The organism is Amycolatopsis stemonae (assembly GCF_054781455.1).
This window is the reverse complement of sequence record NZ_BAAGUJ010000005.1, coordinates 46,927-57,790: the sequence shown is the minus strand read 5'-3', so window position 1 is coordinate 57,790 and position 10,864 is coordinate 46,927. Positions and strand designations below refer to the sequence as shown.

9 protein-coding genes are annotated in these 10,864 nt (G+C 72.0%); 1 reads left to right on the top strand and 8 read right to left on the bottom strand.

Going from position 1 to position 10,864, the window contains the following annotated elements; translation table 11 throughout:
* Positions 1 to 72: 72 nt before the first annotated feature.
* From ACYVLJ_RS19455 to ACYVLJ_RS19425, 7 genes are all read right to left on the bottom strand, one after another.
* The gene (locus tag ACYVLJ_RS19455; protein WP_460439676.1) at positions 73 to 414 is read right to left on the bottom strand and encodes an STAS domain-containing protein; all 342 of its coding nucleotides are present in this window, start codon (positions 412 to 414) and stop codon (positions 73 to 75) included.
* 201 nt (positions 415 to 615) lie between these two features.
* A complete protein-coding gene (locus ACYVLJ_RS19450) occupies positions 616 to 1,857 on the bottom strand; it encodes an MFS transporter (RefSeq protein ID WP_460439675.1) in 1,242 nt (413 codons plus the stop codon).
* A gap of 135 nt (positions 1,858 to 1,992) precedes the next feature.
* Positions 1,993 to 3,213 (bottom strand): xanthine dehydrogenase family Fe-S subunit, encoded by a 1,221-nt coding sequence (locus ACYVLJ_RS19445; protein ID WP_460439674.1) that lies wholly within the window; start codon positions 3,211 to 3,213, stop codon positions 1,993 to 1,995.
* Positions 3,210 to 4,106, bottom strand: a complete 897-nt coding sequence (locus ACYVLJ_RS19440; protein WP_460439673.1) for an FAD binding domain-containing protein — start codon at positions 4,104 to 4,106, stop codon at positions 3,210 to 3,212. The genes ACYVLJ_RS19445 and ACYVLJ_RS19440 overlap by 4 nt, the downstream gene beginning before the upstream one ends.
* 9 nt (positions 4,107 to 4,115) lie before the next feature.
* Positions 4,116 to 4,895 (bottom strand): enoyl-CoA hydratase/isomerase family protein, encoded by a 780-nt coding sequence (locus ACYVLJ_RS19435; protein ID WP_460439672.1) that lies wholly within the window; start codon positions 4,893 to 4,895, stop codon positions 4,116 to 4,118.
* 2 nt (positions 4,896 to 4,897) lie between these two features.
* Positions 4,898 to 7,330, bottom strand: coding sequence for a xanthine dehydrogenase family protein molybdopterin-binding subunit (locus ACYVLJ_RS19430; RefSeq protein WP_460439671.1), 2,433 nt, complete (start codon positions 7,328 to 7,330; stop codon positions 4,898 to 4,900).
* A 5-nt stretch (positions 7,331 to 7,335) separates the two neighbouring features.
* Positions 7,336 to 8,889: a class I adenylate-forming enzyme family protein gene (locus tag ACYVLJ_RS19425; RefSeq protein ID WP_460439670.1), complete on the bottom strand. Its 1,554-nt coding sequence runs from the start codon at positions 8,887 to 8,889 to the stop codon at positions 7,336 to 7,338.
* Positions 8,890 to 8,980: 91 nt separating this feature from the next.
* Between ACYVLJ_RS19425 and ACYVLJ_RS19420 the strand changes: the two genes are divergently transcribed.
* Positions 8,981 to 9,544, top strand: coding sequence for a PadR family transcriptional regulator (locus ACYVLJ_RS19420; RefSeq protein ID WP_460439669.1), 564 nt, complete (start codon positions 8,981 to 8,983; stop codon positions 9,542 to 9,544).
* A gap of 63 nt (positions 9,545 to 9,607) precedes the next feature.
* On the opposite strand, the gene ACYVLJ_RS19415 is transcribed toward ACYVLJ_RS19420, so the two are convergent.
* Positions 9,608 to 10,861 (bottom strand): epoxide hydrolase family protein, encoded by a 1,254-nt coding sequence (locus ACYVLJ_RS19415; RefSeq protein ID WP_460439668.1) that lies wholly within the window; start codon positions 10,859 to 10,861, stop codon positions 9,608 to 9,610.
* Positions 10,862 to 10,864: the final 3 nt, after the last annotated feature.

Genomic DNA, 10,864 nt, shown 5'->3' with positions numbered 1-10,864 from the left:
GCGAGGTGTGCAGCCCGGGGATCGCGGCCGGCCGGTGATCGGCCTGGATCGCCACCTCCCCGGGCCGCACGCCTAAGCCACGCCGGCCGGCGCCGTGATGGCCCGGCCGATGCCGGCGTGGATGTCGAACCGGCCCAGCAGGCCGAGCGCGGTCAGCGGGCGCAGCACCGCCCGCGACGGGCGCGCGAGACGCATCGGGATTCCGGCGTCCTCGAGCGTGAGCCGCGTGTGCTCCAGGACGCCGACGCCGCCCGCGCTGAAGAAACCGATCCGCCCGAAGTCCAGGACCACGAGGCGGTTACCCACGCCCAGCAGGCTCCCGAACGCGGTCCGCAGGTCGGCGAGGCCGACGACGTCCACCTCACCCCCCACCTGCAGCACGGTGACGTCCCGGCGGACCCGGTAGGTACACACCCACAGGTCCCGGGGGATCCGTACGGGGAGACGGGCATCCCGGTGCGTCCGGACGGACGGGTCGGCGTGACCTCGCGGCTCGGCCATGGCGCGGTTCCCTCCTGCTCGACGTGACGGCCTTTCGGCCCAGCGTGAATTCGCATTCTGCCGAGTCGGGCGGGATCGCTCCTGGTCCTGACGGTGTGAACATCCGGGCGCCGGTCAGTCCCCCGGAGTCGATCGGCCCCGTGCACCGGGGACGCGGGTGACGTCGGCGCGCTCGCGATCGAGCGCGCCCCGGGTTTCCGGGCTCGCCAGGACCGCGACGACGAACACCAGGGCCGCGGCCGCCAGGAAGAGCGCGAGCCGCGAAGGGACGTCCGGCAGCTGCGGGCTGAGCAGGCTCACCAGGGTCGGCATCAGCCCGCCGAGCATGAAGCCGAGGTTCCAGCTCACCGCGGTGCCCCGGGCCCGCAAAGCCGTCGGGTACCGCTCGTTGAGGAAGATCATCAGCGGCGAATACGCGGCGTTGGACAGCATCACCATGAGCACGCACAGCACCGCCACGACCCCGCCGCGCCCGCTTCCGGCGGCGGCGATGCCCCAGGTGAGCACCGGCAGCGCGACGAGGTTGGCCAGGCCGAACCCCAGCATGGTCCGGCGGCGGCCGAGCCGTTCGCTCAGCTCGCCCGCGCCGATCGCCGCGCCGACCACCACGACGCTGCTGACCAGCAGGATCGCGCCGCGCTGCCCGGCCGGGATCCGGACCACCTCGCTGAGCAGGGTGGGCAGGTACCCGGACGTCAGGTAGTACTGCGCGCCACCGCCGGCGGCCACCGCGATGTTCAGCGCGAGGATCTTCTTGCCGCGGCCGCGGACCAGCTCCCGGAACGGCACCGGCGCCCGCCGCGTGCCCTCGAACTCCGGGGACTCCTCGACCTTGCGCAGCACGAACAGGCTCAGCAGGGCGCTGAGCAGCCCGCAGAAGAACAACACCCGCCAGCCCCACTGGTCGAACGCGGGACCGGTGAAGATCGCCGAAACCACGATGTAGGCCAGGCTGGCCAGGGCCGCGCCGAGGCCCGCTCCCCCGGCCCCGATCAACCCGCTCATCAGGCCACGACGGCGCGGGCCGATGCTCTCGGTGCCGAGCGTGTGCGTCGTCGCGGTGACGCCGCCGACGAACAGACCTTGCGCGACCCGCAGCGCCAGGAACAGGACCGGCGCGAGCACGCCCACCGAGGCGTGGGACGGGACCAGCCCCATCGCGGCCGTGGTGACGCCGACGCCGCCCATCACGAGCACCATGGTCGACTTGCGCCCCTTGCGGTCGGCGAGCTCGCCGAAGATCGCGGCACCCGCCGGGCGCATCACGACGGTGACCGCGAACGAGCCGAACACCGCGGCGATGCCCAGGGTCGGGCTGGTGCTCGGGAAGATGGTCTTGCTGATCGGTCCGGCCACGTAAAGCAGCAGGAAGAGGTCGAACAGGTCGAAGGACCAGCCGGCGACGGAAGCGAATACCGCGGCACGAGGCGACTTTGACCGTGGTGCGATATCGGGTGTCAAGGTTTTCCCCTCACGGGACAGGGACAGGGATCAGCGGGACTTGCGGCGCAGCGCGGCCCGGATCCGGGCGAACAGCGGGGCGAACAGGAGTTTCAGCGCGCTCGGCGCCTTGACCGGGCCGGTGGGTGCCTGCCCGGACGTCGCGGCTTCGCGCAGGGCGTCCGCGAACTGCTCGAACATGCGCCGGCTCACGTCCCCGGCCAGCGCCCGGCCGAACTGCGCGATGCGGCCGGTGAGGTACACCTTGGCCTCGGCCCGCATCGCGGTGCCGGTGGCCGTGGCTTCGGTGCGCAGCACGATGTCGGCCTGGGTCTGCGCGCCACCGGTGTCCTGGCCCTGCGCGAGCACACGCAGGCGCTGGCCGGCGCGGTCGTGCTCGACGACGTGCGCGACCCCCTTGAAGGCGAGCTTGATCGGGCCCACCGACACGCGCGCGCGGCCGGCGTAGTGGTCGTCGCCCAGGTCTTCGGTGAGCTCCGCGCCGGGCAGGCAGCGGGCCAGCAGCGAGATGTCGTCGAACACGCGCCACACCGCGTCGGCCGGCACGCCGATCTCGGTCTCGATGTCGACGGCGATCGTCGGGTCCCCGTCCGGCAGCACGATGTCGATCCGGCGGGTGTCTTCGGTGACCTCGGTGACCTCGCGGCCGTCGGTGCTGCCCCCCGCCTGGCCGGTGGCCCGGCCGACGAGCGCGCGGTGCGCGCAGTTGCCCGGGGCGGGGATGCCGTCGGGGTGCGCTTCCCGGGTTTCGTTGACGGCGGTGAGGATGTTGCGGTACCCGGTGCACCGGCAGATGACCCCGGACAACTGCTCGGGCAGCTCCTCCTCGGTCACGCCGGGCTGGTTGCTGAGCAGGTCGTAGGAGCTCATCAGGAAGCCCGGCGTGCAGAACCCGCACTGCAGCGCGTGGTTGCGGCCGAACGCCTCCTGCAGCGGGTGCAGGTCGTCCGGCCGGCCGAGGCCCTCGACGGTGACGACGTCCGCCCCGTCGAGCTGGACCGCGAAGAGCAGGCAGGCCCGGGCCGCCTGCCCGTCGACGAGCACGGTGCACATCCCGCACACGCCGTGCTCGCAGCCCACGTGCGTGCCGGTGAGCCCGAGGTGGTCCCGCAGCGCGTCGGCGAGCGTGACCCGCGCGGGCAGGCTGAGCACGGCCGGCGTGCCGTTCACCGTCATCCTGACCTCGACGAGGTCGTCCGCCGCTGCCTTCACGGCGCGGGGTTTCCCGTTCTGTGCCACCACTTCGGTCACGAGTCCACCTCACCGGCGCTCTTGCGAGCGCGCTCGTATGCCTTGCCCAGTTCCCGGGCCGCCAGCGTGCGGAACAGCCGGCGGCGGTAGTCGCGGGACGCGTGGGCGTCGCCTTCGGTGTCGACCAGCTCCTCGGCCACCGCGGCGAGTGGGCCGGACAGGGCGCGGCTCACGTCGCCGCCGCTCTCGTTCAGCGCGGCGGCCAGCTCACCACTGACCGAGCGGGTGACCGGCCGGTCGGACACGCCGAACCCGGTCAGCTCCGCGTCGGTTTCCCCGCCGCGCACGTGGACCCGGGCGACGTCCCCGGCGAGCGCGAAGTCGCCGTGCCGGCGGGAGAACTCCGCGAACCCGAACCCTTCGCCCGCCGCCGCAACCGGGAACCGCACCGCGGTCAGGATGTCGTCGGCCCCGAGCGCGGTCGTCATCGCGCCGGAGAAGAACTCCCGCGCCGGGACCCGCCGGGCGCCGCCGGGTCCGGTCACGGTCAGCTCGGCGTTCAGGCAGCACGCCACGGCCGGCAGCTCGGCGGCCGGGTCGGCGTGCGCGAGGCTGCCGCACACGGTGCCCCGGCTGCGCAGCTCCCGGTGCCCGACCCACGGCAACGCCATGCCCAGCAAGGGAATCGCGGCGCTCACCGGGTCGCGCTCGATCCGCCGCTGGCGCACCGTGGCGCCGATCTCGAGGTGCCCGCCCGCGACGCCGACGTGGTCGAGTTCCGGCACGGAAGTGATGTCCACCAGGGTTTCCGGGCGGGCGAGCCGCATGGCCAGCACCGGGACCAGCGACTGCCCACCCGCGATGACCTTGCCGCCGCCGCCCGTGCTCGCGAGTTCGGCGATCGCGTCTTGCAGACTCGACGGCCGGACGTAGGCGAATGGTGCGGCTTTCATGGTGTCAGCTCACCGGCCCTGGAACTTCGGCGCGCGCTTGCCGGTGAACGCGGCGACGCCCTCGGCGAAGTCGTTGCTGGAGCGCAGCATCGCGTACGCCTTGCGCTCCAGCTCGATCCCGGAGTACAGCGGCGCGTCCACGCCCTTGTCGAGCACCTCCTTGGCGGTGCGGGCGGCCAGCGGGGAGAACCCGAGCAGCACGCCCACGATCCGCTCCACCTCGGCGTCCAGGGCGGCGCGGTCCTCGACCACGTTCGCCACCAGCCCCCAGTCGCCGGCCTGCTGCGCGTTGATCCGCGACGCGGTCATCACGTGGTACTTCGCGCGGGACAGGCCGATCAGCCGGGCGAGGCGCTGCGTGCCGCCGGAGCCCGGGATCATGCCCAGCCGCATCTCGGGCAGCGCGAACTCGGCGCGCTTGGTGGCCACCCGGATGTCGGTGGACAGCGCGAGTTCGAGCCCGACGCCGAAGCAGTAGCCGTCGACCGCGGTGATCACCGGCTTGGGGCTGCGCGCCGGGGCGGTGACGTTCTGGCCGAGGTCGGTGAAGTCGACCGGGTCGACCTCCATGAACCCGGCGATGTCGCCGCCCGAGGAGAAGTGCTCGCCTTCGCCCTGGATGACGACGACCTTGATCTCGTCGTCGGCGTCGATCTCGGCGAACCGGTCGGCCATCACCTGGCGGGTCTCCCAGGTGATGATGTTGTACTTGCCGTGGTCGAGGGTCAGGTAGGCGACCCGGCCGTCGTGGCCGCGGTCGAGCCGGATCTCGCCTCCGGTGAGTGCCATCGTCAGTGGTTCCTTTCCGTGGTGCTGCCGGTCAGCAGCTCGTGGAGCACGTTTCCGTGCAGGGGCAGGCTGGTGATGTCCACACCGGCCGGGGCGAGTGCGTCCGCGACCGCGTTGGCGATCGCGACCGGCAGGCTCATGCAGCTGCCTTCGCCGCAGCCCTTCGCGCCGAGCCGGGTCAGCGGCGACGGCGTTTCCAGGTGGTCGCTGTTCAGCTCGAACGTGGTTTCGGCGGTGGTCGGGCACAGGTAGTCCATGAAGGTGGCGGTGGGCTGCCCGGCGTCGGTGTAGCGCATCTCCTCGAACAGCGCGCCGCCCAGCGCGTGCGCGAGGGCGCCGTGCACCTGGCCTTCGAGCAGCGTCGGGTTGAGGATCGTGCCGGCGTCGTGCACGGTGACCACCTGCTCGAGCTTCACTTCGCGGGTCTCCGGGTCGATCCGGACGACGGCCAGCTCGGCGACGAAGCCGTAGCACAGGCTCGAGTTGATCTGGTCCGAGCGGCTGGCCGCCTTCGACTGCGGCGGGGTGAACGCGGCCTCCTCGTACAGCCGCGCGGAAGTGCCTTCCGGCAGCGCGCCGGGATCCCAGTGCACCAGCCCGGCCGCGTGCTTGAACGGGACCGCCCGGCCCGGTTCGCCGCGCAGCCGGACGTGGCCCTCGGCCAGTTCCACCTCCTCGGCCGCGACGCCGAGCAGCGTGGCGCCGGCGATCTTGACGGTCTCGGCGAGCTTCTCCGCGGCCTCGACGAGCGCGCTGGTCAGCAGCGGCGCGAAACGCGAGGAGTAGCTGCCCGAACTGATCGTCCACGGGGTGGTGGCGGTGTCCATTTCGACGATCGGGCGCACCTGCTCCAGCGGCAGGCCGAGCTGGTCGGCGACCACCTCCTGCGCGACGGTGGCGTGGCCCTGGCCCTGCGGCACGGTGCCCAGCAGCACCGACACCTGCCCGCTGGGGTCCACGCTGATCCGGACGTGCTCGGTGGAGCCGGACTTGCCGCGCCCGGACGCCCGCTGCTCGGCCGGGGTGGCCAGGCCGACGTAACCGATGTTGGTCGCGGACGGGTCCACGATGGTCGCCACGCCGAGGCCGAGGTACTCGCCCCGCGCCCGCGCTTCCCGCTGCTTTTCGCGCAGGGCCTGGTAGTCCGCGTTCTTCACGACCATGTCGAGGGCGCGGTGGTAGTCGCCGGAGTCGTAGATGCCGCCGGTCGGGGTGGCGTACGGGAAGTCCTCGTGCCGCACGAAGTTCCGCTTGCGCAGCTCGATCGGATCGAGGCCGCACGTCTCGGCGACCTTGTCCATCAGCCGTTCCAGGCCGAAGTACAGCTGCTGGCCGCCGAAGCCGCGGTTGAGCCCGGTGGGCGTCTTGTTCGTCACCACGGCGCGCGAGCGGATCTCGACGGCGTCGATCTTGTAGGCGCCGGTGATATTGCCGAAGCAGCGGTAGAGCGTGCTGGGTTCCGGCGGACGCAGGTACGCGCCCACGTTGTCCACCAAGTCGGCGCGCAGCGCCTGCACCGTGCCGTCGTTCGAGACGGCGGCCTCGAACCACATGGCCCGGTCGGAACCGGCGGAGCTGGCCAGCAGGTGCTCGATGCGGTCCTCGGTCCAGCGCACCGGACGGCCCGCGTGCTTGCTCGCCAGCGCCATCAGCGCGACGTAGGGGTAGATGCCCGCCTTGATGCCGAAGCTGCCGCCGTTGTCGGCCGGGATCATCAGCCGGATCCGCGACGCGGGGAGGCCGAAGGCCCCGGCCAGCACCGCGACCATGGAGAACGGGCCGTGGAAGTTGGCCCACGCCTGGATGGCCGGGCCGTCGCCTTCGTCCTGCCACTCGGCGACGACCGAGTAGCACTCCATCGGCGTCGAGGAGTAGCGCGGGAAGTCGTACTTGCCCTTGACCACGTGATCCGCCTTGGCGAACACGTCGTCCACGTCGCCGAAGGTGAAGGTCCGGTCGGTCGCGACGTTGCCGTCGGCGTCCTCGTGCAGCCGCGGCGCGTCCGGCAGCAGCGCCTTCTCCACGTCGACCACCGGCGGCAGCGGCTCGTAGTCGACCTCGACGAGTTCCGCCGCGTCCTCGGCCAGGTACCGGTCGTTGGCGACGACGACCGCCACCGGCTCGCCGACGAAGCGCACCTTGTCCGTGGCCGTCGGGTAGTACGGCATGGGTGCCTTGAGCGCCAGCGGGAACGGGCGCAGGGCCGCCTTGACCTCCTCGGGGCCGATCACCGCGGCGACCCCGGGGTGCCGGCGGGCCCGCTCGAGGTCGACGCCGCGGATCCGGGCGTGCGGGTGCGGGCTGCGCACCACCGCGGCGGTCAGCGTGCCCGGCAACGGGTCCATGTCGTCCAGGAACCGGCCGCGGCCGGTGAGCAGCGCGGGGTCCTCGATCCGCGCCGTCCTCCTGGCCGGCTTTGCGGAGACTGCGGTCATGCGGTTCACCTGCCTGCTTCTGCGGCGCTGTCGAACAGCGCGCGGTAGTTCCCGGAGCTCAGTTCGCGGCGCAGGATCTTGCCCACGCCGGACTTGGGGATGGTGTCGACGGCCACGATCCGCTTGGGGCGCTTCAACGACGGCAGCCCGGACTGTTCGCGGACGAAGACCTCGAGCACCTCCGTCGCGTGCTCGGGCGTCATGCCGTCACCCGGGACGAAGAACGCGGTGGCGGCCTGGCCCCACCGGTCGTCGGCCATGCCGACCACGACCACCTCGCGCACGGCCGCGCAGCGGATCAGCGCGTCCTCGATCTCGTCGGGGTAGATGTTTTCGCCGCCGGAGTTGATCATGTCGTCGACCCGGCCGGCGACCCAGAGGTCCCCGTCCTCGTCGGCGCTGGCCAGGTCGCCGGGGAAGTACCAGCCGTCACGGATGGACTTCGTGTTGGCGTCCGCCCGGTGCCAGTACCCGGCGAACGCCTCGGGGCTGGCCATCGAGATGGCGATCTGGCCCTGCTCCCCCGGTGCCACTTCGGCGTCCGGCGGCGCGGCGGGGTCCGGGTCCACCAGCCGCACCCGCGAGAAGATCCCGGCGCGGCCCGCCGATCCCGGCTTCGCGAGCACGTCCGGGCCGATGGTGAAGGTGTAGATCTCGGTGCTGCCGAAGTGGTTGACGAAGGACTCCGGTTCCAGCGCACCGGCGAGCTGCTCGGCCAGCGCCGGGGTCATCGACGAGCCGGCGTAGGCCAGCCGGCGCACGGTCCGCGCCTCGGCGAGCCGGCCGGTGCGCACCAGCGACCAGTAGATCGTCGGCACCAGGTACAGCGAGCCGATCCCCTCCGCGGTGATCAGGTCCAGGGCTTCGTCCGCGTCGAACTTCACCTGCGGCACCCAGGTTCCCGCGCCGACCAGGGTGGCCAGCAGGGTGCGCAGCCCCATGGTGTGGAACAGCGGCATCACGCCCAGGGTGGCGTCGAACCGGGACTGTCCACTTTGGATCAGGTGCGCGAGCGCCGCGTGGTGCTCGGCGGAGTGCGTGCGCGGCACGCCCTTCGGTTTCCCGGTGGTGCCGGAGGTGTAGAGCATCACGCTGATGTCCTGGTCGGACACCCGGACGTCCGGGGCGCCGCCCGTCTGTCGCAGCGCCAGGCGTTCGATGGTGTCCTCGTCCGTCGGCCCGGAGGCGATCCGGGGCACCGGGGGCAGGTCGGCCATCGCTTCGTCGGCGAGAGCCGCGGTCGAAGCGTCCGTGACCACCAGGGCGGGCAGGGCGTCGGCGATGCAGTAGGCGAGTTCGGGCGGCGCGAACCGGTACGACAGCGGCACCGAGACGGCGCCGAGCTTCTGCGCGGCCAGGTGCAGGCTGGCCAGGGGTTGCCCGCCGGCCAGCGAGAGGACCACCCGGTCGCGGGGCCGGACGCCGAGCGCGGCGAAGGCCCAGGCCAGGCGGTCGGTGTGCGCGTCCCATTCGGCGTAGGTCATGGGGTTCGCGCCACCCACCGCGCGGCGCCGGGGATAACGCTCCGCCGTCCAGCGCAGAACCGTGCCCAGATCCATGACCGTTCCTCCAACGCGACAGTGCGCACTCGATGGTACGAGACCGACCATCTGTTTCGGATGGTTGCGAACCTACGATACGATCCGGAGCATGTCAACGGTTCGGTTGTCGACGACGTCGTACGTGGTGCTCGGCATGATCGCGCTGCGCGGCCCTTCCACGTCCTACGACCTCAAGCGCGCGATCGGCCGGTCCGTGGGCTACTTCTGGAACTTCCCGCACGCGCAGCTGTACTCGGAACCCAAGCGGCTCCAGGAAGCCGGCCTGCTGGAGCTCGACGAAGAGGACTCGGGGCGCAGGCGCAAGACGTTCTCGATCACCGAAGCCGGCCGGAAGGTCCTGCGCGGCTGGATGGCCGAGCCGGTCAACGAGCACTTCGAGCTGCGCGACGTGGCGGAAATCAAGCTCTTCTTCAGCGAGCTGGCCGGACCCGACGACGTGGCCCAGCTCGCGAAGGGACAGGTCGAGCAGCACGAGCGCCGGATCGCCGAGTACGAGGAGATGCAGCGCCGCTTCGGCCACATCGAAGAGGTCGCCGGCCGGATGATCACCCTGGAACTCGGGCTGGGCATGGAGTACGCGGCCCTCGAATTCTGGCGCGGCATCCGCGAGCGCGCCGACCGCGGCGACTTCGAGATCGGAAAGTCTTCCTGATCCCGATCCGTGCCAGGCCGGGTCCGGGATGTCCCTGGCCCGGCCCAGCACGGTTGGTTCCGCTCAGCGCAGCGCGCGGAAGGCGGCGCGGAGCTCGGCGGTGAACAGGCCGGGCTCCTCCCACGCGGCGAAGTGCCCGCCCCGGTCCGGCTGGTGGTAGTAGGACAGCGTCGGGTACGAGGTCTGCGCCCAGCTGCGCGGCGCCCGGAAGATCTCGCCCGGGAACGCGCTGAAGGCGACCGGCACGGACACCGGCGGCGGCTGGCCTCTGTCGGCGTGAGCGCCTTCCCAGTACCCGCGGGCGGCCGAGACACCCGTGCCGGTGAGCCAATACAGCGTGATGTTGTCGAGGACGTGCTCCCGGGTGAGGTTGCCCGACGGCGCGTCACCCAGGAAGACGCGGGCGATCTTGAGATAGCTGTCGGTGTCGTGGTCGAGCATCCACGCCGCCAGGGCGACCGGGGAATCCAGCAGTGCGTAGCCGATCGTTTCCGGCCGGGTGGACTGCTCGACGAGGTAGCCGTTGCCGGTGGTGCCGAAGACCTTGAGCGCGGCGGCCGCGGCCTTCTCCTCCTCGGTGTTCTTCGGCAGGCCTGCGGAGTTGCGCAAGGCCGTGACCAGCAGGTTCAGGTGGATGCCGAGGAGCCCGGCGGGGGCCAGCCGACCCAAACCGTCGGTGACGGCGGCGCCGACGTCGCCGCCCTGGGCGACGTAACGGGTGTAGCCGAGCCGGCGCATCAGCTCGGCCCAGGCCCGCGCGGTCCGGCCCGTGTCCCAGCCGAGCCCGGCCGGCTGGGCGGAGAAGCCGTAGCCGGGGATCGACGGCAGCACGACGTGGAACGCATCGGCGGCGGTGCCGCCGTACGCGGTCGGATTCGTCAGCGGGCCGACGGTCTCGAGCAGCTCCACGACCGAGCCCGGCCAGCCGTGGGTCATGACGAGCGGCAGCGCTCCGGGGTGCCGTGAGCGCACGTGGACGAAGTGGACGTCGACGCCGTCGATCTCGGTCGTGAACTGCGGGAGCGCGTTGATCTTCGCTTCGAAGCGGCGCCAGTCGTAGCGGGTGGTCCAGAAGCGGGCGAGTGCCCGCGCGGCCGCCAGTTGCACGCCCTGCGTGCGGTCGGCGACGAGCTCGCGTGACGGCCAGCGCGTCGCGGCGACCCGGTCGCGAAGATCGGCCAGCTGCCGGGTCGGGACCGCGACCCGGAACGGACGGATCCCGGTCTGCGCCGCGGCCGCCGGGGCTTCGCCGAGCGCACTCGCCATCGCCACGGCGATTCCGCCACGCAGCACCTGCCGTCTGGTGGGTCTGAACATGGA

Excerpts from the sequence above, each read along its gene's own strand:
- ACYVLJ_RS19425 (WP_460439670.1), bottom strand. The coding sequence starts at position 8,889 with ATGGATCTGGGCACGGTTCTGCGCTGGACGGCGGAGCGTTATCCCCGG.
- ACYVLJ_RS19415 (WP_460439668.1), bottom strand. The coding sequence starts at position 10,861 with ATGTTCAGACCCACCAGACGGCAGGTGCTGCGTGGCGGAATCGCCGTG.
- ACYVLJ_RS19430 (WP_460439671.1), bottom strand. The coding sequence starts at position 7,330 with ATGACCGCAGTCTCCGCAAAGCCGGCCAGGAGGACGGCGCGGATCGAG.
- ACYVLJ_RS19420 (WP_460439669.1), top strand. The coding sequence starts at position 8,981 with ATGTCAACGGTTCGGTTGTCGACGACGTCGTACGTGGTGCTCGGCATG.
- ACYVLJ_RS19440 (WP_460439673.1), bottom strand. The coding sequence starts at position 4,106 with ATGAAAGCCGCACCATTCGCCTACGTCCGGCCGTCGAGTCTGCAAGAC.
- ACYVLJ_RS19435 (WP_460439672.1), bottom strand. The coding sequence starts at position 4,895 with ATGGCACTCACCGGAGGCGAGATCCGGCTCGACCGCGGCCACGACGGC.